General features: G+C 34.3%; 20 protein-coding genes. 8 read left to right on the top strand and 12 right to left on the bottom strand.

Annotation, left to right across the window (positions count from 1 at the left end; translation table 11 throughout):
* The first annotated feature begins 167 nt into the window (after positions 1 to 167).
* Positions 168 to 320, top strand: coding sequence for a hypothetical protein (locus tag BU804_RS01260; protein ID WP_193427178.1), 153 nt, complete (start codon positions 168 to 170; stop codon positions 318 to 320).
* Positions 321 to 328: 8 nt separating this feature from the next.
* On the opposite strand, the gene BU804_RS01255 is transcribed toward BU804_RS01260, so the two are convergent.
* A complete protein-coding gene (locus BU804_RS01255) occupies positions 329 to 1,744 on the bottom strand; it encodes an F-box protein (protein ID WP_075882664.1) in 1,416 nt (471 codons plus the stop codon).
* Between the two features lie 647 nt (positions 1,745 to 2,391).
* On the opposite strand from BU804_RS01255, the gene BU804_RS15115 reads away from it, so the two are divergent.
* Complete coding sequence (locus BU804_RS15115; RefSeq protein ID WP_255371560.1) at positions 2,392 to 2,526, top strand: hypothetical protein; 135 nt, start codon at positions 2,392 to 2,394, stop codon at positions 2,524 to 2,526.
* 728 nt (positions 2,527 to 3,254) lie between these two features.
* Here the strand turns inward: BU804_RS15115 and BU804_RS01250 are convergent.
* From BU804_RS01250 to cyoA, 6 genes are all read right to left on the bottom strand, one after another.
* Entirely contained in the window at positions 3,255 to 8,327 is a 5,073-nt protein-coding gene (locus BU804_RS01250) for an F-box protein (RefSeq protein ID WP_075882663.1), read from the bottom strand.
* 646 nt (positions 8,328 to 8,973) lie between these two features.
* Complete coding sequence (cyoE, locus tag BU804_RS01245; RefSeq protein WP_075882662.1) at positions 8,974 to 9,825, bottom strand: heme o synthase; 852 nt, start codon at positions 9,823 to 9,825, stop codon at positions 8,974 to 8,976.
* Positions 9,818 to 10,180: a cytochrome o ubiquinol oxidase subunit IV gene (gene cyoD / locus BU804_RS01240; protein WP_075882661.1), complete on the bottom strand. Its 363-nt coding sequence runs from the start codon at positions 10,178 to 10,180 to the stop codon at positions 9,818 to 9,820. Before cyoD ends, cyoE begins: the two co-directional genes overlap by 8 nt.
* Positions 10,181 to 10,816: a cytochrome o ubiquinol oxidase subunit III gene (gene cyoC / locus BU804_RS01235; RefSeq protein ID WP_193427177.1), complete on the bottom strand. Its 636-nt coding sequence runs from the start codon at positions 10,814 to 10,816 to the stop codon at positions 10,181 to 10,183.
* Between the two features lie 9 nt (positions 10,817 to 10,825).
* Positions 10,826 to 12,787 carry a cytochrome o ubiquinol oxidase subunit I gene (cyoB, locus tag BU804_RS01230; protein ID WP_075882660.1) on the bottom strand — a complete coding sequence of 654 codons (1,962 nt, stop codon included), beginning with the start codon at positions 12,785 to 12,787 and terminating at the stop codon, positions 10,826 to 10,828.
* A 7-nt stretch (positions 12,788 to 12,794) separates the two neighbouring features.
* Positions 12,795 to 13,610, bottom strand: a complete 816-nt coding sequence (gene cyoA, locus BU804_RS01225) for a ubiquinol oxidase subunit II (RefSeq protein ID WP_226996088.1) — start codon at positions 13,608 to 13,610, stop codon at positions 12,795 to 12,797.
* A 371-nt stretch (positions 13,611 to 13,981) separates the two neighbouring features.
* Here cyoA and BU804_RS01220 point away from each other — a divergent pair, with 371 nt between their 5' ends.
* Positions 13,982 to 14,446 (top strand): TspO/MBR family protein, encoded by a 465-nt coding sequence (locus BU804_RS01220; protein ID WP_075882658.1) that lies wholly within the window; start codon positions 13,982 to 13,984, stop codon positions 14,444 to 14,446.
* A 118-nt stretch (positions 14,447 to 14,564) separates the two neighbouring features.
* Here the strand turns inward: BU804_RS01220 and BU804_RS01215 are convergent, their stop codons facing one another.
* From BU804_RS01215 to BU804_RS01205, 3 genes are all read right to left on the bottom strand, one after another.
* Entirely contained in the window at positions 14,565 to 14,984 is a 420-nt protein-coding gene (locus BU804_RS01215) for a hypothetical protein (protein ID WP_075882657.1), read from the bottom strand.
* 229 nt (positions 14,985 to 15,213) lie between these two features.
* Positions 15,214 to 15,639 carry a hypothetical protein gene (locus BU804_RS01210; RefSeq protein ID WP_075882656.1) on the bottom strand — a complete coding sequence of 142 codons (426 nt, stop codon included), beginning with the start codon at positions 15,637 to 15,639 and terminating at the stop codon, positions 15,214 to 15,216.
* A 197-nt stretch (positions 15,640 to 15,836) separates the two neighbouring features.
* Positions 15,837 to 16,259, bottom strand: coding sequence for a hypothetical protein (locus BU804_RS01205; RefSeq protein ID WP_075882655.1), 423 nt, complete (start codon positions 16,257 to 16,259; stop codon positions 15,837 to 15,839).
* 1,195 nt (positions 16,260 to 17,454) lie between these two features.
* On the opposite strand from BU804_RS01205, the gene BU804_RS01200 reads away from it, so the two are divergent.
* Complete coding sequence (locus tag BU804_RS01200) at positions 17,455 to 19,017, top strand: FkbM family methyltransferase (protein ID WP_158024982.1); 1,563 nt, start codon at positions 17,455 to 17,457, stop codon at positions 19,015 to 19,017.
* An 18-nt stretch (positions 19,018 to 19,035) separates the two neighbouring features.
* A complete protein-coding gene (locus BU804_RS01195) occupies positions 19,036 to 20,256 on the top strand; it encodes a glycosyltransferase family 4 protein (protein ID WP_075882653.1) in 1,221 nt (406 codons plus the stop codon).
* A gap of 367 nt (positions 20,257 to 20,623) precedes the next feature.
* Here BU804_RS01195 and BU804_RS01190 read toward each other — a convergent pair whose 3' ends face one another.
* Positions 20,624 to 21,700, bottom strand: coding sequence for a DNA topoisomerase IB (locus BU804_RS01190; protein ID WP_075882652.1), 1,077 nt, complete (start codon positions 21,698 to 21,700; stop codon positions 20,624 to 20,626).
* Between the two features lie 403 nt (positions 21,701 to 22,103).
* Complete coding sequence (gene uvsE / locus BU804_RS01185; protein WP_079988553.1) at positions 22,104 to 23,027, bottom strand: UV DNA damage repair endonuclease UvsE; 924 nt, start codon at positions 23,025 to 23,027, stop codon at positions 22,104 to 22,106.
* A gap of 599 nt (positions 23,028 to 23,626) precedes the next feature.
* On the opposite strand from uvsE, the gene BU804_RS13060 reads away from it, so the two are divergent.
* The 3 genes from BU804_RS13060 to BU804_RS01170 are packed head-to-tail and all read left to right on the top strand — an operon-like array spanning position 23,627 to position 24,409.
* The gene (locus BU804_RS13060) at positions 23,627 to 23,776 is read left to right on the top strand and encodes a hypothetical protein (RefSeq protein WP_226996087.1); all 150 of its coding nucleotides are present in this window, start codon (positions 23,627 to 23,629) and stop codon (positions 23,774 to 23,776) included.
* A gap of 47 nt (positions 23,777 to 23,823) precedes the next feature.
* Positions 23,824 to 24,150: a type II toxin-antitoxin system RelE/ParE family toxin gene (locus tag BU804_RS01175; protein ID WP_075882649.1), complete on the top strand. Its 327-nt coding sequence runs from the start codon at positions 23,824 to 23,826 to the stop codon at positions 24,148 to 24,150.
* Positions 24,143 to 24,409, top strand: a complete 267-nt coding sequence (locus BU804_RS01170; RefSeq protein ID WP_075882648.1) for a helix-turn-helix domain-containing transcriptional regulator — start codon at positions 24,143 to 24,145, stop codon at positions 24,407 to 24,409. The genes BU804_RS01175 and BU804_RS01170 overlap by 8 nt, the downstream gene beginning before the upstream one ends.
* The last annotated feature ends 130 nt before the right edge of the window (positions 24,410 to 24,539 follow it).

The raw sequence follows: 24,539 nt of genomic DNA, 5'->3' as shown, positions 1-24,539 counted from the left end.
CCATTTTGACCTCTCATGTCATATTAAACATTAGCTTGGGAAAACAAATGTTTTAAATGATGCAGAGGTCCTTTGTCATTTAAATTTTATTCTTCTTATTTATTATCAAAGAGATAAATTCAAAATTCAGGTTAATAAACTCTCCGTTTAGATTAATTCATTATCCTGTGTCTAGCGCTACGCTTTCTTTTGTCGATGAGTTATTAAACCTACAATCCAAGGCGACTGTTCAGCTTATTGCAGAATTAAAGCAAACAGATTCTTCTATTTGTGAAGAGGGAACTTTAAAACAGGCCTTGATTAGACAGTCAACTGAATAGGCTAAATTTCAAAGCTTAAGGGTGGGAATGGGGGAGGAGGTCTTAGCAAAGTTCCAAACATCTAACCCCCCTTCTTTATCGCAGCAAGCCAAACGGCGCTCATCTGCATAAATACCTGTTAAATTACACTTTAATGCTTCTGCTTCTCTATCTTCCAATTTCTTTTTTTGTTTAGTAGAGCAAAAAGCTCCCACTGTTTTAGTCTTGTCTGTGATGTTTAGACAATTAATTAAATAGTAGGGATTAGTGACCACCCAGCAATGTTCTTGATCGCAGTCGAAGCTAAGAAATTGGACAGGAGAAAGATCAAAAGAGTGCATTGTAATCTTTTTTCCAGTAGTGGGTTCATAAAAAACAACATATCCCTTGTCAAAACCCACGGCGAGTTTTTCGCCATTATAGGCTGAAGCTGTAATACATTTAGATTTGGAGTTGAGATGAAATTTTGATTCTCTTTCAAGAGAGCCCTCAAAGATTTTTTTTCCGCTAGCAGCATCCCAAACTGTACAGAGGCGTTTCACCGCATCCTTCCCCAAAATAATGACGTGTTTTTCACCAAATTGCACGAGCTCTTTGGAAAGAGGATCTAAAAAGAGCCCGTCCAAAAGAATCGGTTCCAGATTTTGGGAGGCATTCTCTTTTCGAATAGCTTTGATAAAATAAAGCGTGCCATCTTCACATTGAATCAAAATTTGGTTATCGCGGCAATCGAGAGAGCGGATGGAAGAGCGGAAAAGGGGAGATTCGTAACATTTTAAGCCATTTTCTATATTAAAAATGGCAAATTGCTTGCGCTGAGGCAACACTAAAATAAGCAACTCCTGGTCAACATGGACTTCTTCAAAATTTCCCACCCTGCTTAAGGGTTTCGAAGGAAAAGGTTCTTTGAGTGGCCAGCGATAGAGGGAACCTTCTTGGGTCACTTGGATCATATGCCCTTCTAAATAGTGGATCAAACGAGAATTTTCGTCTTTTAGGTTATCAAAAACTAATTGACAGCCCTTTTCCTCAAGAGAATAGACTTGCGCAGTCCCAGGAGTGACTTGGATGAAAGCTACTTTTTTTTCTACTTTTAAACTAATAGGACTGAATGCAGCAAAACCGGGTAATTGGTAGGTGTCATGCTTACATCGATCTTCACATAATGTGGCTTTGTTACGTCTGACTTCTTTTAGAATTTGGTGCCTTTTTTTATAAATTTTCTTCCAATTTAAATTTAAGGTAGGGTGGGTCGAGAATGTCAACTTTTTCCATTGGCGACAAAATTGAGCTTTCCATAGGGAGGGATCCTCTGCTAGCTGTTGCCAGGCTTTACTAACTAAAGAAGCCATGGCGAGGTCTTTTGGGCTCTTAAGATGATTAAAAATGGCAACCTTTGTTTCTTCAGGTAAAGCTTCTATAGGGAATTTTAAAGAAATCTGCATAAAGCCTCTATCTTTATTAAGAGAAGATGATTAGTTAAATAATAACAATTATATTTAATAAGATTATTTTGTTCTAGGTTAAATTGATTAAAAAACGGTAACTAAAAAATTTATTAAAGATAAAAAGAAAAATTATAAGAGTTTTTGCAGTTCATTCTGCACAACAGAAAAAGAATACTGTAATGGCCTGATCGACCTAATCAGAATATATGCGGGAAGAGGAAAGCTGTTAGCTTATGATTTCATCATTATGCCAACTATAAAAACGCTTATTCAAAAAGAATTAGAATTTAAAAAATATTCGTTTGTTTTTTAACCCTATGATTTGATCAGTTTTTAATTGAGAAGCAAACCAAGCAAAGGTATAACTTTATCTTTTTTATTTTTCAGTCAATCGATTGATTAGATTGAGTAGAGGATATAGCAGAAAAAAATGCTCACTTTTGTTTAGAATAGTGATTTTTTTTAAGTTGGTAAAATGAAAGAATCGCAGTAGCGATTTGGAAAATACCAATCCAAGCAAAAATTAAACGAATTTTATTTAAGAAAGGTGTAGAAAAATTTTTATGAGAAGGAAAATTAAGCATTAAACCATTAATAGATCCAAGAAAAACAAATTTTGTTTTTCTATTTTTTGAGAATCTAGAATGGTACATGGTAGAGAAGTTTGTGTTACTGATAATGGCGAGCTTGAATCTTTAGAAGGATCAAGTAGTTTTGCAATTTTATCGCATTTTTTGTTAATCTCTTCCATTAATTGCTTAGATTCTTCTCCTTCTTGAGTCCGATACTCTAATTCATGCTCAAAACTTTTATAATTTTGTTCTAGTTCTTTTACACGTGTTCCAAATTCTTGTACATTTCCGGCTAAATCATTTGCTTCTTCTGCAAGTTGTTTGCCATCTTAAACAAGTTCTTTTACTTCTTTTCCAACTCTTTCCACTTGTTCGTAGCATTCTTAGTTTAGGTCAATAAAATGATCAGTAAGCTCACAGTAATATTTATTGGAATCACGAAAATTAGCTAACTCTTTCTCTTTTTCTTCATTAATTTATCGAAATAGGAGAAAAAGTTTTGGGCTACGCTTTAATCTTTTAGCAGGGTTATACAATTATGAACTTAAAAATTGGGTTTCAGAAGAACTCTATTTTAAAATGTTGCCCTCCTGAAAAATAATTTAATTTTTGTCATTACTCCCGGGGTAGATGTTAAGTTGCTAACGCAGAAACACTGCTGAAGTCATTAAAAAGATTTTTAGTAGTTTTTCTAGAAAATCATAAATCTTAAAATCAGCCCTGAATAGCTTGATCTAGAAGAAAAATAACTTAAAGGCAAGTTAAAAAAAAATGACTTAAAAAATGGTTAAAAAACACTTTAAGCCTCTAAAAAGTTTCTCGTTAAAGGGAAAATAGCTAGTTTTTTTCACTGTTTAATTGTTTTTTAAGACGCATTTTATTTCCTATCAAAAATGATTAATTTTCAATTATTGATATTGATACTTCCTTCAACTTTAATCTTCTTCCCACTTATTTGCCAAACTATTGATAAAATTTATTAATTCAAGTTGTATGGGGTCTGACTTATCCAGGTATTGTTGATAAAATTGTAATTTCTCTATAATTTTTGTTGAATAACCGATTGATTCACCATATTCTTGCAGCGCCTTAAAAAGCTTTTTATCTTGAGTCATAAGAGCCCAGCGAAAAACGGTCCTGACTATGTTTTCCATCCTTGTATTTAGATCTTCCAAGATGAGAGTTTTACCTTCGATACTTTCAAAAAAGATTTTAAGTAATTCCTTGTTTTCTTCACAACAAATAAGGTCAGAATCATCTGCTGCAAAGTGGATGTCAGCGCGATCCAAAGGATAATAATAAAAATTGGGGTTGTAAATCCATTCTTTGCGAAGCTCTTTAGGAAGTATAGCAAGGTTGTTTAATAAAGTTTGTTTGTTTTCATCGCTCAATGGATAAAATACATATACTTTTAGAAAGTTAGTTAAAAATTGAGCTTCTTTTACACCTTTTGCTTTTTCCAAAAAGCTATTTTCTAAAACAGCAATATGGTCGAGGAGGGGTTGAAATTCAGTTCTTTCTCCAATGTCACGTATGGAGATGGAGAGATCTACTTCATCTAAAGAAATCCATTTGAGCCGAGGGAAAAAGGCAATTAAATAAGCACACACTCTAGGTTTATCTAATTTATCTCCACATGCTATTATATGCTCTTGGAGATCTTTGATCCAATGATCGAATATATAGTCATCTACAATAATAGCTAGATCCTTACGGCTAAATAGACTGGCAAAGATTTTAGCAATTTCAGGCCTTAGTTTTTTGTTTACATCTAAACTATCAGAAAGGAAACCTTCAGCGATTCCGTTTAAGAACGCTTTTTTGCAATCGTCAGATTTGATCCCTATTATTTGCGAGATAATCTCCTCAGTTAGCTTATGACTAATATGGACACCTAATTTCTTTAAAACCCCAAGAATGCGTTTAAGTGGTTCTTGTTGGAATTTCCCAGAAAGGTCAGAAGCAACTGGTAGATCTTCCAAGTTTAGATCATTTATAAAATTAACAACAGCAGGTAAACCATTTTTAAAAAGCTCTTTAATTTTTTCGAGATAATCTAGAGAAGGTTTTGGTTTGGTAAGCTTAAGTAAAAAAGCACTCTGTTCATATTCGTATGGAACTACTTCAAAGTCATGACGAATGCATTTTTCAAAAACCAAGTAGCGTTTCTGTACATTCAACTTACTTAAATTCACAGGAACAGAACCCATGTTTAATTCTTGAATGTTCACAAAAACTTGATTGCTAGTGAGGCGATTGCCATTTGGCAAAGTTAAGGAAAAATTTGGTTCAAAATTGATCTTAATTTTTGAATTTTTGTCAACTATTTGATTGTCATCTGAAGATAGGAAATGGCCGTCAAAAATACCGTGAATCGTATACTGATTCTTACCTTGGCATGTTTGAACAGTCACATGCGTGGGTTTGGTATTTAAGCAGATGACATGAAAAATGAATCTCATCAAGATTGAGTCGGAATGGGGATTTTGGAGGCTGTATCCATCAATTACGATGTTAGGATGGAGATTCATTGGGCAAACCAAACAATCTTCATTATTTTCTGAAATTTTTAAACTAAATTGATGGTTCTTAAAATGGATTTCAGTGTTTCCAACAGTTTCAAGTGTTTCGTCAAAATGTTCATTGAAGGTTTCTTCACAGAGCGGAGCTGTAATGGGATCCATCTCTCCACTTTCTAAAATCTTTATAATTTTTTCGACATTAGTTTCAAATTCTTTTATATCAAATTGTCGTGGGTTTTTTGCGACATATATAGATAAGGCATAAGTGAAATCTATCACAACATCGGCGTATCTGTATAGCAACTTTTCGTTTTCAATACCCAAGGAAAATCGGATGGTTTCGCCTGTTTGACTCATATTAGATAAAGAAAATCCAAAACTCTGACGGGTGGCTAAGGGAAGTCCCCGTAATTCGGCTAATTTTACGATTAAATTTATAAAAGAGCTGATTAATTTCTCTTTTTCTCTTATATCCGTTATTTTCAATTTACTAATAAGAGCTTTAAAATTAATAGCAACGTAAACTGTCTTATTGTCTCCATTAGGTGTGATATTAGCAGCGCAAAAAGATTGCATTATTCGATCGCTCTCTCCATCATTTTTTTCGACATAAAGGATTTCCGAAATGTTCGAAAACCCTTCGGTAAGGATCTCATACATTAAATTGGTATTGCTGCGCACCTGTTCAAAATAGTCTGTCGTGATATGTTGAAAGTGGTGGCTCATTAAGGAGAAAAACCTGGCTTTTTCTGGGATTGGTGAAGGGAAATTAAGATTGCTATTTTTTGAGGAATTTCCAAGATGGAGGCAGATACCGCCAGAAAAATTGTCCGCACCGACTTGGACTAATTTGGCGAGGCTTTGAATACCAAAAATCTCCAATTGCCCCTTTTCAATAAACGGAACAAGTTTTTTAAGTGTTCTTTGAAGAATGGGATCGGATAAGTGATTAAGCGTGATATCCAGAATGAGAATCATTGTCTTCGAAGGATTTTCTTCTAAGGCACTTTGGATCCATTCGGCTATGTTATTTTGAGATAAAATTTCTTTCGTTGCATTGTTGGGATGAATATCGGCGATCAAAACATCCGGGAATTCATTAATGTCTTCGATCCAATCCACTTTTGTTGAGGAAATAAGAGGACTTTTTGTTCCCAGCAATTCTACTAAGTTAAAGGTTTCAAAATAATTATGACAAAGATGGGTCATTATGAACGGTTGTTGAAGCGCTTCAAAGCGTTGCAAAAGATGGTCGAAGATATGTAAAAAGCCGGTCATTGCGTAAGGAAATAAACCGATGGTTGTTTGAATGCTTGGGGGCAGTTTGCGCTCGTTTTGCAGGCAATCCAACAAAATTGACTCAAGATTTAATTCTGAAAATTTTTCAGGAAATGTCTGTAGGCAAAACATCACAATCTCGCACAGGTTTTGATAGGCTTTAGCCCACTGCACAATTTCCTTGTCTCCCGTTGCGTTTGAAATCCAGGGACTGACTTGAGAGTGTAAAAGGGGAGCAGCAAATTTAGTTAACTCATAATGTTCAAAAAAACAAATATGCCATTGTAAAATTGCTTTTCGATAGAGCTCTGAACCGGGATCGTCTGCAACCGTATAACTGTCTATTTCCTCTATTTGGCGATGCCAAATGGCAAGTGTATTAAGCAGATGAACGGGGGAGTAATTTTCTTTAATAAGAATGGATAGCCCGATTGCTTTTAAAGCACTGGCAAAATCTTCATTCCCTAATTCTTTCGTCAAGAATGCATTTAAGGCTAGTCTATCTGGAACAGCGCCCGCTTCGTTCAATAGCGAAAAAACGCCCATTTCATCAGTCTTCTTTTCTCCAAACATTTCCTTGCTGTCTAATGCCATGTATTGAAGCTTGAAATCACAACGCTTGAGAGGAGGCAATCTTGCACCCCACATCAATCTAAAATCGATATTGGATATTTGTAGGAGAAATATAACACAAAGGTTGGGATGATATTTTCTAGTTTTATCAATACATATCCCTTCTTTTAACAGTCGTTCCTTAACAATATCGTATGCACCTTTTTTTAAATCTGAAGGGGTAATTTCAACAAAAATAAATTTTTTATCTCTACAAATACGTTCTTTTTTCTTAATTTTTATTGGTATTAGTGATGCGACTTCTCGAATCTGTTCTTTAAAAAAAATCTTTAAAACAGAAATGGCTGAAGTGGCGCTCAGCTTGACTAAATTTAAGGGATTACCATTGGCAGGAAAAAAACAATGACGAAAAAAATCCTTCAGATGTACTTTAATCCACGGTTCTATCAATTTAAAAAGACGCTCATCCGCTGTTCTGATATAGCCAGATTTTGTTTGTTTAGCTAATAAAGGAGAACAATAGCCCAATCGACGGATTTCTTCCTCTGTAAATTCAGCATTGTAATGTTGATAATAAAGCAAATAGCAAAGGCAAGCACGTTTTTTTTCAGGTGTTGTAGCTATATTGTAAAAATACTCCATGACGCGAATGGGGCTTTGTTTAGATAATAGCGGGAATTGCCTCAACGGAGCTTCTGGAATAGCCAAAAGGGAGAGCTTTGAAACAGGGGGCAAGTGATGCTCTGAGAGAGGCATGTTCAAAAGAGGAGGAATATTTGTTTTCAATTGCTTTTTAGCATAAATAAAATGCCTTTGCAAATTTATAATAAGAACATACGCTTGGGGTTTTTCTTCAGAAGATAAAGATTCCCAAACTTGGTTAGAATGACCAGCATTTGGAAAAACGAGCATATCATTGATACCACAGCCCCATCTATCTTTGCTTACGGTGACGATTCGGATAGGAATATTTAGAACTTTGGCTAATAAATCACCCTCTCCCGAAGCAGCAATCCATTTTCTATCTTTTTTAATTTCTTCGGCTCTTTTTTTAATTTCTTCAGCTCTTTCATTAGGAAGACCTCTAGCAGATGTTTTAACGTATTCCTCGGAAATAACATTTCTCAAATACGCGATTTTATTTCCCTGTTGATCCAGGTGCTCTATTTTTATAGATAAAGTTTTCAGGCTTTCTAAAAAAGCATTCATAAAGCAGTCGCCATCGGCTTTAACGCCACATAACTTAAATCCTTCAATTTGTAGATGCACATCGACTCTATTTACCTTATCAATCATATCTTCTGGCAGTAGGGCTTCGGAATCGAGCCATAGCTCTTTTGCGATCTCAGCGAGCTTCCATTTTTTGGGGATATGAGAACTATCAAGCTTTGTCACCCGTATTTGCGCAGGCAATGAGTCTATATCACCCCTATTTCTTGGCAATAATTCTCTGCAAGAAGGATAAAGCCTTGAAGTGGCGCTGCATTTTTCTGAGAATACCTGCTCAATCGCAACCTTGGAGCTTTTACATGTGCTAGAAAGAGCTGCTAGATCTTTTAAAGGCAGATGTTTAAGAATCTTATCGAGCAAATCGGTGTTGTACCCAATTCTAGCATCGTCTATAATCGATAACATGGATGTTGGCCTTCTATAAAAATAATAGTTGTTTATCTTATAAAACTATTTCCGAAAAAGTTTGATTATTTGAATAAAGTTTTCTATCGAAATAAATAATTCTTTTTTACTGCAAATTAAAATTATATCCTACTATTAACTGTTTAATGGGTATTTTTTGTTTGTGAATGGCAGAAGCTTTAAATGTTATTGGATCTAAACTTTAAAAAAGGTCGATTTAGACATAGATTTTTCTGCTATTGGACTTATTGATCTATTCCCCGAGGTTGAACCATAATAAAAATGGGCAAAAGTTAAGCGCTAAGTTTTAGAAAATTTCTCATAAGTTGGAAGTGATAAAAGCCACTTTTTACAGATGAAAAGTCAAATCACAGTGAGATTGATACCCTTTGAAGTTAAGCCTAATTTTCAAGGATTCAATTCAAAAATGACAAATGTCATTTGAATCATTCTGTAATACTTATTAAAGATGATGCTTGACGCGTCCTTCCTGTTTTTTAGGCCCTCTAAAAATTTTTAAGGACGTATTTGCCAGGATTTCTTCATTCGACAGAACATCATCTCTCGTCTCTTTTCCTTTTTGCTAGCTTTCTAAAATAGAGTGGCAAGAAAAGCCCTTTAGAGCCCATTAAAGTGAATTGCATTTTTAGTTTACCAAATCGAATGGGATGGTTAGAGAAAGAACACTGATGATAACAAGAGAAAAACGAAACATCTGTTGTGCCCATTGTTGATCATTAGAAGTTTTTAAACCCCTCAATCCCATGAGTAACCATGTCAGACCTAATCCGATTGTCAGAAACAAATAAAGAGATCCGGTAAAATGGAAAAATGTCAATAAGCTGGATGTCAATGTGAAGATAATAATATACAAAAGAATGCGAATTTTCGTTATTTGAATTCCTTTTTTCAGAGGTAAAACAGGAATGTTAGCTGCTGAATAGTCTTGCAGACGATAGATGGCAATAGAAAAAAAATGGGGCATTTGCCAAAACACCATCATGGCAAATAAAATAAAAGCTCCTAAATCCAAATGATTGCTGACTGCACAGTAACCAACAAGAGGTGGAACAGCCCCTGCAAGGCTTCCTATCGCCGTTCCATAAACTGTCCGACTTTTCCAAATACTATAAAAGAAAACATAAATAATAAATCCTAATTCAGCGATAACTAGTGTCAAAAAATTGGTATAGAAATATAAAATAATAGCTCCAACGATTGCTAAAGCTAATCCAAATACAATAGCTTGTTTTTCAAAAATTACTCCTATCACAAGGGGCCTGTTCTGAGTTCGTTTCATGAGTCGATCTTTTTCAAGATCAATGTAGTTATTAAATACACATCCAGAAGCCATGATGAAAGCTAAACCCAGGATTGTTGAAAGAAAAAGTCCGAATTGTAATTGCCCTTTTGAAGCTAATAAAAAACCGGCCATCACTGTGACGAGGTTGCCAAAAATAATTCCTGGCTTAGTCAATAATAAATAGTAGTTAATCATGTGTCATTTCTTGTGTCATGTACCCCATCATGCGTTCATTCAAATCATGCATAATCCAAAGTGATCCGATAACGACGATGAGTAAAATTAATATTGTAAAGCCTAAAGCAATGCTTTCCCACCGGGGTTTAGGTTCTTGCCCAATATGCAAAAAGAAGACTAGCTGAACAAATGTCTGTGTTAGGGCAAAACCTATCAAGGTATAGACTAAATCTTGTCCTTTTAAAATTTTAAAAAAAACAAAGGAAAAGGAAAGGAGTGTTAAGATTAATGAGGCTGTAAAGCCTATGACATAGGATTTAAATGTTCCATGCCATTCTTTCTTTACGTCATCTAAATTTAGTTCATGACTCATTTAAGCTACTCCCAGTAAATAAACAAATGTAAATATCGAAATCCAAATTAAATCAAGAAAATGCCAAAACAAGCTAAACAGGGCTAAACGGCGAAAAGTAGAAAGCGTAATACCTTGATAAATGACTTGAGCAATCATCACGATCATCCATAATAATCCAAATGTAATATGCAATCCATGCGTTCCTACGAGAGTAAAGAAAGAGGACAAAAAGGCGCTTCTATCAAAGCCATTCCCTTCTCGAATCAGAAGAGAGAACTCTTGAATTTCTAAGAAAAGAAAGCTACTTCCTAAACAGAATGTAATGATCAACCATCCGATCACATATTTTTTTTGACTTTTAACGGCAGCGAGCATGCTTAATCCACATGTCATACTACTTAATAGTAAAATCAATGTTTCTATAAATGCTGTTGGCAGTTGAAATAGTTCGTGTGAAGAAGGGCCTCCAAACGTACTTTTATGTAAAACTGCATATGTACAAAAGAGGGTGGCAAAAAGTAAACAATCTGTCATTAAATACATCCAAAATCCGAAATACGTTTTAGAAAACGTATCTTGATGTGGATCTGGAGCAAGAATATCGGGTTGTCGATCAAGGGTATCTTGATGATGAACTATTAAAGATGAACTCATTGATTTTAATTACCTCTTTGAATAGGAATCTTCTATTTTTTTGATTTCAGCAACAGTAATGACGTCATGAGGATCATCTTGAGATAATCGAACAATCAGACAGGCTAGAATTCCGACAAAACTTCCTAAAGCAAGCCACCAAATATGCCATGTCATTGCAAATCCGAAAATCAAACTTAAACTTCCTATATAAAAAGCCATAGGGGTATTTTTAGGTAAATAGATATCTTCATAGTTTTTTTTCTGTTCGGGTGCGACACCTCTTTTAATTGCCCACAGAGGGTCAATTTGATCGACTGTTGGAATAATGGCAAAATTATAAATGGGAACAGGAGAAGGAATAGACCATTCTAGAGTTCTTCCATTCCATGGATCGCCACCCGTACTATCCCAATTCTTTTTGCGATTTTTAATACTCCAAAATAATCCAAAAAATTGAATAAATGCTCCACATGCTATGATAAAAGCTCCAAAAGCAACAATCAAGAAGAGAGGGTGCCATCCTGTCGAAACGTCATAGTGGTCTAAGCGTCTTGTCGCTCCCATGAAACCAAGCATATAAAGAGGCATAAAGGCTAGCAAAAATCCACTTAACCAACACCAAAAAGCATATCTATTTAGTTTTTCATCCAACATAAAACCTGTAAACTTGGGAAACCAATAAGTAAATCCCGCAAAAAATCCAAATAGAACACCGCCAATTACCATTCCATGAAAATGGGCAATTAAAAATAAACTATTATGAACTTGGTAATCAACGGGAGGGGAAGCTAGTAAAATACCTGTCATTCCAGCAATTGTAAAATTTAACAAGAAAGCGAAGAACCAAAGCATGGGAGAAGTAAAATGAACCCGCCCTCGAAATTTTGTGAAGAGCCAATTAAAGATTTTAACACCTGTTGGAATAGCGATAATCATCGTCAAAATCCCGAAAAGGGCATTGACATGTGGGCTAGCTCCCATTGTAAAGAAATGGTGGACCCAAACGACAAAAGAGAAAAAAGCAATTAGAACGAGAGCCCAAACCATAGAGACATACCCAAACAACCTTTTTTCTGAAAAAGTGGGAACAATTTCAGAGAAAACTCCAAAAATGGGTAAAATCAGAATATAGACCTCCGGATGTCCCCATGCCCAAATCAAGTTCACATACATCATTGGGTTTCCGCCACCACCAGTCGTAAAAAAGTGCATGTCTAGATAACGATCTAGCGAAAACATAAATAAAGTTGCAGTTAGAATTGGGAAGGCAAAGATGATTAAAACCATCGAGCACAAACTACTCCAAACAAAGATAGGCATCTTCATTAAAGCCATTCCAGGACAGCGCATTTTTAGAATGGTTACAAGAAAATTAATCCCGGAAAGTGTACTTCCGATTCCTGAAATTTGTAACATCCAAATCCAGTAATCAACTCCTTCGCCGGGACTGTATTCTAGAGCCGAAAGAGGAGGATAGGCTAACCAGCCGGCTATGGAAAATTGACCAATGGCAAGTGAAATGAGTGTTAGCATTGCCCCGGCTGTAAAAAGCCAAAAGCTAACCGCATTTAAGAAGGGGAAAGCAACGTCTCTAGCGCCGATTTGCAAAGGAATAATTAAATTTAAAAGTCCGAAGACTGCTCCCATGGCTACAAAAAAGATCATTGTTGTTCCATGGGCAGAAAAAACTTCTTGAAAATGTGTAGAAGAAATAAACCCTTGAGAATCTCCGACAGATAAGGCTTGTTGCAATCTAATCATTAAAGCATCTGTAAATCCTTTAAAAAACATGATCAGTACAACGATAATATACATAATTCCGATGCGTTTGGGATCAACTGTCGTGATCCATTCATTCCAAAGCCATTTCCACCTTTTAAGATAAAAAATCAGGCCAATCAAAGCGATACCGCTGATAAGCATCATCACCACGGCAAAATTTTGACTGGACTCATGTTTAAAAGATTCTAAAGTGAGTTTACCAAACATATTTTAATTATTTCTTTTGAGGGTACATGTATTTATCAATTGTTAGATCAAAAAGAGAATTTTCTTCTAATCGATAAATTTCTACTGGGTTGTTTTTACTGGGTTTTGCGATTAGATTATATTCGTTTTGATTTAGAATATTGTTCGATTGTTTCGCAGAAGCTAACCATTGTTGGTACTCTTCTTCTGTTGAAGATCTTGTAATGAAATTCATTCCTGAAAATCCTTCTCCACTTAAATTTGCAGAAGATCCTCGATAATCTCCTGTGCGATTGGCAATTAAGTAAAGTTCGGTCTGCATACTCGGCATTGCATAAATTTGTCCTCCAAGTTCAGGAATCCAAAATGAATTCATAGGGGCATCGGCAGTAATTTCAAAATGGATTGGGGTGTCTTGAGGGATTTGTAGAAAATTGATAGTAGCAATTTTTTCTTCAGGATAGATAAAAAGCCATTTCCATTGCAAAGCGATGACTTGAATAGTGATTTCTTTTTTATCTGAGATAATGGGCTTATAAGGATCGAGCTCAGCTGTTTTTACCCACGTTAAGACGCTCAGAAATATTATTAAGACTAAGGGAATGCCCCACCAAATAAATTCTGCAAATTTGTTATCAACTAGATCTGGATCATATTTTCCTTTGGGGTTATCCGCACTATATTTCCATGAAAAAACAAATGTCAAAATGTAAACAGGAATAACCACCAAAAGCATTAAGGCTTGAATGATCAAAAGAAGATTTCGTTCTTTGACAGCAACCCACCCTTCTGGAAATAAAATGGCGATAAATTCTTTGAAATGTAAAATCTCTAGAACCTGCATAATTAAAATCAAAAACAAGATTAAGCCGGTAAAAAATAACATGTAAAAGACAGATTTTCTAGCTACTTTCATCTTTAAGTTTATTCCTTTAATTAGGGCGAGATTTATGAAGGATTTTCATTCAATATCTAAATCATTTGCCAATAAGAATTAATTATCTGGTTTAAGCGACGTGTTTGAGATTTGCTATCACGCATTGATTTATCTCTAACTATTATACATTTATTTTTGAATGGTATAAATTTTCAAAATAATCATATCTGCGGTTTTATGGCTATTAAAACTTACAGAAAGAAGATGAATTGATGGGAAAATACGTATACAGACTGTTTAAAGGGGTTTTATGCGTGAAGTAACAAGAGGGCGGAAGGATGAGTCATATTTTAAAATTAGTGATTTGTTTGTTGATTTGCGTCGGGGGAGGTTGGGCAAGTGGCTGGATCACTTCCTCTAGTGTTCATCAGTGGTATCCAACGCTTATAAAATCATCTCTTACTCCTCCGAATATTGTCTTTCCTATTGTTTGGACCTTCCTTTATGTATTCATGGCTATCGCATTATATTTGGTTTGGATCAGTCCTACAAAAAATAAAAAACCTGCTTTTTTTATTTTTGGTGTACAACTTATTTGTAATTTTCTTTGGTCGTGGATTTTTTTCTATTTACAACTCCCTTTTATAGCTTTGTTGAATTTGATGATTTTATGGGGATTAGTTTTAAATACAATAAACGTGTTTTATCAACACTCTAAACTGGCTAGCCAACTTTTATGGCCTTATTGGATTTGGATAAGTTTCGCTTGGTACTTAAATGCCTTTATTGTTTTTTATAATTAATATGCGTTAAAGAAAAGGCTTCCAGGAAAATAAGGCGACTAAACAGGATGAATAGGTCAATAAAGGAAAGACCAGTTGAAAATGAGAGAGGGAATTATTCCTCCTCCCATTTTAAAAATTAAGCAAACAGGGGACGTGCATTATCAGTTCTGCTATATGCAAAAAGATATGGGAAGAGATTGGCAGCAACGATTAAGGATATACTTTTTAGAGGGAAGCGGTAACCTAAAGAAGCTGCGAGGGCAAAACTTCCTGCACAAGAAATACCAGTTCTCAAAGTTTCTCCTACAAAACCTAGTTGATGCTGATCCTTTGCAAATTTTTGAAATAGAGGACTAACCGCTCCATGAATCAAGGTGGCAGTGATTGCAATAGCGCCATGTACAGAGGTTGTTTTTGCATCGTTGAGGATTAAGAAACTCACCGCAAAACTAACCACTCCTGCAAAAGTTGCCGCTTTAACAATATTTTTTGGTAGGCGGTTAGCATAATTAGAAATAATGTTTGACGTTGAAGTATAGATAGATTGAATACTCATGAAAATTTTCCTTTTTTGTTTGTTAAACTCTTTTATGATAAAAGAACTGCATTAATAGATGATAAATTTAAAATTAAATACTTATTTTTTATCATCAGCAAATATTCAAAGAAGTTCGTCATAAAATTTAAGTAAATAGAAGGTAAAAAGAAAGATAAGTTGAAAAATGAGGGGGTAATTATCCCCCTCATTTTAAAAGTTAAGCGATATGCTACACGTGTAAAACATGTTACATGTAAAACATGCTACGTGTAGAATCAGTTCTGCAAGGTGTATCAAGAAGATATGGGAAGAGATTGACAGCAAAGATTATAAATATCCTTTTTAGAGGGAAGTGGTAACCTAAAGAAGCTGCGAGGGCAAAACTTCCTGCACAAGAAATAACAGTTCTCAAAGGTTCTCCTACAAGACCTAGATGATGCTGATCATCTGCAAATTTTTGAAATAGAGGACTAATCGCTCCATGAATCAAGGTAGCAGTGATTGCCATAGCGCCAGGTACAAAGGATGCTTTTGCATTGTTGAGGATTAAGAAACTAGCAGCATAACTGAAAGCTCCCGCTATAGTTGCCGCTTTAACAGTGTTTTTTGGTATGTTGCTAGCATAATCAGAAATAGTGCTTGACATTGAATGATAGATAGATTGAATACTCATGAAAATTTCCCTTTTTTTTTGTTAAACTCTTTTATGATAAAAGAACTGCATTAATAGATGATAAATTTAAAATTAAATACTTATTTTTTATCATCAGCAAATATTCAAAGAAGTTCGTCATAAAATTTAAGTAAATAGAAGGTAAAAGAAAGATAAGTTGAAAAATGAGGGGGTAATTATCCCCCTCATTTTAAAAGTTAAGCGATCACGCGATGTGTAAGTTTACTTGTGCAAGTTGTACCAAGAAGATATGGGAAGAGATTAGCAGCAAAGACTATAGATATACTTTTTAGAGGGAAGCGGTAACCTAAAGAAGCTGCGAGGGCAAAACTTCCTGCACAAGAAATACCAGTTCTCAAAGTTTCTCCTACAAAACCTAGTTGTTGCTGATCATTTGCAAATTTTTGAAATAGAGGACTAACCGCTCCATGAATTAAGGTAGCAGTGATTGCAATAGCACCATATACAGAAGATGCTTTTGCATTGTTGAGGATTAAGAAACTAGTAGCATAACTGAAAGCTCCCGCAATGACTGCCGCTTTAACAGTGTTTTTTGGTATGTTGCTAGCATAATTAGAAATAGTGTTTGACATTGAATGATAGATAGATTGAATACTCATGAAAATTTTCCTTTTTTTTTGTTGAACCCTTTTATAATAAAAAACCTATGTTAATAAATTATAAATTTAATGTTAACAATTTGATTTTTGTAGTCAATAAGTACTATAAATTAAGATTTATTGGCAATCAAGAGATTAGAATGAATATAACAAATAAAAGTTAAGTTGAAAAAGGAGGCACAGTAACTCCTTCGTTTTAAAGTATGGTGTTAGGGGAGTACGGTAATTGTTTGATTAACTTTAGCTAGACTAAATAAATTTAGTAAGAAATTAGTAGCAACCACTATAGATAGGCTTTTTGAGGGAAGTGGTAGCCTAAAGAAGCTGTGAACGCAAAGCCTCTTTTCAAAAAATTAACTAATAGAAATCATGTCGAAATTTTTGAAACAAGAGTTTATTGCTTCGTGTGTCAGGGAAGCAGTAATTAACCTAGCATCCATATCTGTGGGTTTTATAGGATGGGTGAAATTGTGCGGGTCCTATTTAATGGTAAATGCGCACTATAAAAAAGGTGAGTTAAGAAGAGACTGTATTTTTCAAAATATTAAAACTTCATGCGTGATTTTTGATCAATTCGATAAAATCTAAGAGAATTTTGAATTTATTAAGGTTGATTCAAAGCTGTTACTATTTAGATAGGTTTTTACCTAAATAACTTACTAACAAATTATTAATAAATATTGGCAGGCTGTTTTTTTGCTGTGCATCTGCCCACTTTAAACAATCCTCATTACTTGCAAAGTTTCGAAATAAAGAATTGGTGAATTCGCCTATTTATAAGTATAAGTGTATAGTAATAATTTCAACAAATTATGTTTAAATGAAGTGTTTTGCCAAAAGTAACCCCAAAGTCTGTTAAAGTTTTGAGTTTTTTTATAGTACCTGATTTACGAGAGTGTTTTTTTGTATTGGATTAATATAGTTAGTGGCTGTGTTTGTCATAGAATGATAAATTGAATTAATAATATTTATTATAAAATTTTACGTTTCTTAGCATATTATTATGAAAAAACATATCGAATTTTAGGTAAACTTTAAATTTTTTTCTTTTTGCATAAAATATCTCAGCCACCTTAAATTTCTCAATTAATTTAGCATCCAAACATAAGGCTTTATGAAACTTCGATCTCTTTTTTTTAGCTCACTTTTTATAAGTCTCAGTATCTTACTTTTATTTTTTCTTGTTAGAGCTTGGATGCAAAAAGATATTTTTGAAGAAGATCAAAACTTTGTTTGGGTAGGGGCTATTATTGACAATCATGATCAATTGATTCCTTCTTTTCTACAAACGATCGAAAAATTGTATTATGATAAAGCAAAAATGCATTTGCAAATAGATTGTTGTAATCAAAATAAGCATGTAAGAAAAAATGTGGTGCAGTGGGTTGAAAAAAATAGGAAATTTTATCAGAGTCTTGTTTTTGTGGAACATATTTTAAGCATAGATGAAAAAAAACATTTTATTGAAAAAAATAAAGTGCTTGCAAATATTAAAAATGGGTATTTGGCTAATTGTCAACAGCAAAGCTGCAATTATTGTTTGATTTTATCTTCCGATATGCTTATTGCTCCTCATACGTTAAAATATCTAATAGAAAAAGATAAGCCCATTATTAGCCCGCTTTTAAGGCCTTTTCCCCAACCTCATGATCCTTATCGTAATTTTTTTTGCGATGTAACGGAAGAGGGATATTACAAACACCATGAAGATTATCTAGCAATTGCAAATCGACAAAAACTTGGAACTTTTCAAGTCCCTTGTGTGCATGGTGTTTATTTGATTCAAGCTCCATTCTTAAGTCAGCTGAGCTTTACTGAAGGATTTAAAAATTATGAATTTTTAGCATTTTCTACATATGCTCGAAAAAAAAATATGGGTCAATTCATTTGCAATGAAAGAGAATTTGGCTTTCTCATGCATTTAAGCGATGATGCAACATTAGATCAACAGAAAAACTTTAAATTAGTGAATGCAGAAAAAGAAATTACACCTGCAATTTTTCATTCTATTCTTTCTCCTTATTTTACAAACGACTTTTATTTGAGTGAAATTGCAAAAGGTTTTAATCTGGATCAATACCAAATTTATCGTGTTTATAATCGAGACCTTTTTTTACTAGACGAAAACAATGATCGCATTAAAAGTCATACCATTAAGCAAGGTGCCAATTGGGAAGAACATTTTTATTCTCAGTTTCAAACATATGTAAAACCGGACACAGTTGCGATCGATGTGGGTGCACATATAGGAACACACACCTTAGCTCTCTCAAAATTAGTGGGAGAAAAAGGAAAGGTTTATTCATTCGAACCACAAGCCAAAATATTTTGTGAACTCGCCATCAATATGTATTTAAATAATTGTCATCAGGTAGAGCTTTTTCACAAAGCTTTAGGGGTAAAAAAGGAGTGGAAAGCAATGCATATTCTTAAAGAAGAATATGAAATGGTTTCTTCTCCTTGTTATTTAGACAATAAAAATAAAGTTCAGATTGTCGAGCTAGATAATTTTCATTTACACAATATTTCATTGATTAAAATCAATGTAGAAGGATTTGTGATGGAAATTTTAGCCGGAGGATGGGAAACAATCCAAAGAAATAAACCTATCATGATCGTCAAAATTTCTAACAATGAGCAAAAACAAAATAAAATTCAAACCATTGAAAGTTTTGGGTATGCCAGTTCAAATTTATCCGGTAATGATTATTTATTTATCCCGTTAGAACAGTTAGGGTTGCTAGAAGAACCAAATTAAAATAATACCTGATTACTCATGAAAATAGCATTCATATATTTCCATTATTGTTTATTCTTTCTTACTCCTATTTTATCAGCACAAAATCAAACACCTGCTATTAACCAGGAGCCAGCTCCGTTATCTATTGTTTGGGAAGGGTCTTTTTTAGACTTGGGAAGTTTGTCTCTTGTCAATCAAAGTTTTTCAAAACAATTAATGCAGGTACCTGGGGTTAAATTAACTTGCGTATCAAATAGAAATTTAAGTTCCTTGCAAACTTTAGCAGATCCTAGAGTAATTGATGAATTGAAAAATTGGGCTCACATTGTAAAAATAGAATCTACCCAAGAAGCTCAAATTACAGTGCGACATAGTTGGCCTCCTAATTGGCAAGCACCTAAAAAAGGAAAATGGGTTTTAATGCAGCCTTGGGAATATGGCTATATCCCTTTAGAATGGGTTGAAAATATTAAAAAAGTTGATGAAGTTTGGGTTCCCACGCATTTTGTTAAGCGTGAATTTGTAGAGTCTGGTGTTCCAGAAAGTAAAGTTGTTGTGATACCCAATGGGGTTGACTTTCTGACATTTAATCCTCACATTGAACCTTTTCCTCTCAAAACAAATAAAAAATTTAAATTCCTTTTTTTAGGAGGCACAATTTATCGAAAAGGTCCTGATTTACTTCTGGCGAGTTATTTAAAAACTTTTACTAACTTTGATGATGTCTGTTTGGTTGTCAAAGATGTGGGAGTTAAAGATGCGTATGCAGGGCAAACATATGAAAAAATGTTTAAAGAGTTTCAAGACAAACCTAATGCGCCCGAAATTATTTATCTTGATGAAAATTTAAGCGCGAATCAAATTGCAAGTCTTTATAAAGCCTGTGATTGTTTAGTACATCCATATAGAGGAGAGGGATTTGGTCTCCCAGTTTTAGAAGCGATGGCTTGTGGCTTGCCAGTTCTTGTGACTAAAGGGGGAGCAACAGATGATTTTGTGACAAATGCCTATGGGTGGCTAATTCCTTCTTTAAAAAAATCGATAGGTTTACATTTTAGTGGTTATACGCTTGCAGGGGAAGGTTGGTTAATGGAACCAGACATAGAGGCTTTGTCAATGCAAATGCGTTGGATTGCTAATCATCCTTTTATTGCAAAATCTAAAGGTGCGGCTGCGAGTCAGCATGTTAAAGAGCATTGGACTTGGCAAAAAGCGGCTGAACAAGCATTAAATCGTTTAAAACTAATCGCTAACTAGCAACTGTATTTAAGCTTTAAAAAAGATTGAACTGCCTTTATCCACTAGTCTCAATGCCATGTGCTCTCATTTGGAAGGAAGTGTTCGCCGTAATGAAGGAGAAAATTTGGGATTTTCCTTGACATGGCACTAGTTTGGATGGATATGAAGTTGTCTTAGATGCTCTTATAAGTTCAAATTTTTCTTTGCCGTCAACTTAGCCAGCATTATTATTATTGATATGATCTTATGATGTGTGGATTTTTTGAAACTTAGAGTTCAATGTTTGGCAAATTCTTGCGCTTACAAAATTTTTGCCTCATAGGTAAATTTCAAGCAAAAATTTTGTTATTTAATCTCGATAATTTAGAATTTTCTTTGAAATTTCTCATTTCATTCGCTTTTTTAAAAAATTGAGAACATACGTTTCTTCAAAACTAAGTTCCATGACTAAATCTACAGATTTTTTGCTTGGGCGCTTTGTCATCTTAAATAAAGTTTGATCTAAGTAAGCGTTAAAGACTTCTGGATGGACATAACTTTTGCGACAAATGGCTGGGGTATTGCCTAACTTTTTAGCCACTTTTTCTATGGCTTGGACAATGTTGCGCTTTGCTTGCGCATGTGAGTCAAAGTGTTCGAATTCTTGCAAAGCAAAGACAGTCAACACTGTTCCTGCCCATGTACGGAAATCTTTAGCTGTAAAATGATCGTTTGTGATCATACGTAAATATTCATTAACATCTGTAGAACTGATGGATACAGGCATGGCATTTTCATCCATGTATTCAAAAAGCTCTTGTCCCGGCAAATCTTTACAACGCTTGACAATTTTTGCTAGACGTTTATCGTATAGAGTGATGGTATGCTGCTTTCCACTTTTACCAAAAAATTTAAAAGTCATTTTTGTTCCTTCAATCGAAACATGGCGATTTTGTAGGGTTGTTAATCCAAAAGAATTATTTTCTTTTGCATATGCTTCATTTCCTACACGGATGAGCGTCATTTCTAATAAATAAACGACTACAGCCAAAATTTTTTCTTTTGACATCTCAGTTAAAGATAAATCTCGTTTGATTCGTTTTCTGATTGTAGGGAGTGCTTGAGCAAAAGCGATCATCTTGCCATATTTGGTTTCATCGCTAACTTCTTTCCAAAGTGCATGGTAACGGTATTGTTTACGACCCTTTGCATCTCGTCCGGTAGCTTGGATATGACCATTAAGACTCGGACAGATCCAAACATCTGTATAGGCAGGAGGAATAGCTAAAGCTTGAATACGTTTAATTTCATTAGAATCGATAATAACTTTGCCATTGCTATCTTTATATATAAACTGTTTGCCTTTACGCTCTCGCGTAATTCCATGTTTGAAATTGTTCACGTAAGTTAAATTAGCGACTTCAGCTAATTTTTTTGGATCAATTTCTGTGCAAGCCTCGGGCTTTATTTTAATTTTCTTCATCGTAAATCTAATTTTAGTTGCTAAATCATCGCTTATCCTGCCCTATAAAAAATTTGGATTTGAGTTGCTTTAGTAGGGAGATAAAAATGATAAGATATCTTTTGCCTAGAAGTTAAGCAAATTAATTTGTAATCACTTTACCAAATTAAGAGAAATCAATTTAGAAATTAAAATCTTCATCAAATTTAGTAAAAAAATATTGATTTGACTTGGATTTTAACTTTTTAGATAGAAGCAAACATAACAAGTTTTTGACATAGTTGCTCAAACTTTTAATTTTTTTAGGAGAGTCTAATCTTAAGCAAAGCTGGTTTATTTTTTAAAGCTAGTATGTTTAATGTATGGCTATATAATTTTTTTTAAGAAATAAACTAAAAAAATTATAAGTCAATCGAACCCCTATTTAATTTTTTTTAAATATAAGATCAAGCTCAGTTTGTAGTTTGAAAATGGCTAGTTCTTTCGCTTTAGCCTCAATTTCAATTGTCATTGCCGGAAAATTGAACCAACAGGTAGGGAAATCTTGAATATCAATATAGTCATGATGCCTTTCTCGTTTTGGTCCATTCCAGCCCTCTAAAGGAGAAGATATATGGAAAAGGGGTTCTCGATTCCATGTTTTATAAGCCTGAATGCTTGCTTGTTCTATGGACAATTCATCGGGTAAACAACGATGGTGATGAACATCATAAACTAGGGGGATTTTGAGTTGTTGACAAAGGGAAAGCAGATCTTGGGGAGTAAAACACCGATGATCATTTTCTATTGTTAAACGTGTGCGAACGCGTTTTGATAAACGTTCAAATCGCTCTGCAAAATTAGTTAGAGCCTTTGCTTTATTTCCGTATGTTCCTCCTGCATGAATGTTGATTACATCTGCTCCTAATAATTCTGCTATTTCTCCATGGTATTCTAGTTCTTGAATAGAATTTTTGACGACATGCTCGTGAGGGGAGTTAAGAACGACAAATTGATCAGGATGAAAGGTTAGCCGAACAGCATTTGTTTGAGCTAATTTTTTGCAGTATTCAAATTTTTGGAAGATAAGCGCAGCTTCTGGTAATTGCTCAAGTTGGTAACCATATTGAGAATGTTTAAATAAAGGAAGAAATTCACTTTGAATTCGAAAACTCCCAATATTAAATTGTTTACAATATTCAATAGCAGCTATCAACGTATTTAAATTACTTAAGATTAATGTACTTAAAAAATTTAAATAAGGTTCACCTCGATTACTTAATCTTGCAATATACGCCACAGTTGTCGTGCGAAACTTAATTGGAGCTTCTTTAAAAATACAGCACAGTCCCCATCTAATTTTATGCATTGGATATTCCCTTGTCATGATCACCTATCGTTTATACATGTACAATACTATCATAAGAAAATTGGCTAGGCTAGAGATCTAGTTTGTTTTTGCCCGGAGATAAAGATTTAAATATCAAATTTTGCTAATTCCCAATCATCCTAATCTATTCTATTTTTTAATCATTGAAGCAATTGTTGTTTCTCGAATTTTTCATCGATTTGAAGATACTTAATTGGCTGCATTCTTCCTCTTAAATGAGATAAATTTAGGAAGTTTCTTTTTGAAATATTTGATCAGCGGGATAACTAATATGAGTCATTAAGCAAAAAAATCTCATTTTAGTTTTCAATCCTCGCTATCCATTTCTTAGGAAATTGAAAAATTTTTTGCAAAAAACATGCGAATTCTTTTTGGAAGAAAAATGGCAAAAATATTACGAACTAGCTTCTAGAAACGGCCACGTTCACAAGGAAAGCTTTTGTGATTAATAGCCTAAGGGTTCAAATATTTTTCTGTTCAATAGGATGTAGGGATTAGAATAAGAGGTTTAGAAGAATATTTTTTAGAGGACTGAATAAAAAAACTGTTATTGATGCTGCGTGAGTTTTTTGATACTCATGCAAGCATCACAACATTTGATGAAACTCCAGACATTGGATACAGTTCGAACTTTTCCATGGAAAGATTATCAGCAAAAATTGGTTCAATTTCCTCTTATCAATGGTCTGTTATCCGAGGGAATGAAGTTGAAAGTTTCCCATGCTTAAAGTAAAATCTTTAGCTTTAGAGCTCGAGAGTTGAAATTTCCTACTGGATGAATTGTTCAATATATGGGACAATAAAGATAAAGTACAAGATACTAGTAACGAGTGAATTTGAAGAATGGCTTGAGGAAGAGCCCCCAAAATCGCGAGTTCAAATTGCTAAAAGAATTGAAAACGTCCGAGAAGAGGGACATTTTGGAGATCACAGACAGGTAAGAGACCACGTTTGGGAACTTCGATGGGAAAATGGAAGGCGCATCTACTACTCTTTAATACCAGTCAGCCAAGTGCTGCTACTTTTAGGAGGAAATAAAAATGGCCAGACCAAAGACATTAATCAAGCAGAAAAAATCTATAAGGACTGGGTCTATGACTAAGTTTAAAAAACAGCCGCGTGAATATAATCCAAATAAAGATTTATTAGATGAACAATTGATTGCCAAAGCTATTTGGGAATGTTTGAAGAAAAATGATCCTGATGGTGTGATTGAGATTCTAGAGGCTCATATCAGTGCCAAAAACAAAAGTCAACTTGCTAAAGAGCACGATTTACCCAGAACGACTCTATATCATACCTTTAAGAGTAAAAATCCTACTCTTCATACTCTTGCTAAATTGGTACATGCAACAGTTTAAAGAGCAGGTCTTCAAGGTAATCAACATCACTTCGACATCAAATTCGCTAATAAGAAAACAAATAGCTGTGGTTTGCAAATTGCTGATTTAGTGGCTCATTCCATAGCCAGACACGTGATTAGGCCAGAAC

Source organism: Candidatus Protochlamydia sp. W-9 (assembly GCF_001950615.1).
GTDB classification, from domain to species: domain Bacteria; phylum Chlamydiota; class Chlamydiia; order Chlamydiales; family Parachlamydiaceae; genus Protochlamydia; species Protochlamydia amoebophila.
Note: the sequence above shows the minus strand (reverse complement) of the source record. Positions and strands in the feature narration are given on the sequence as shown.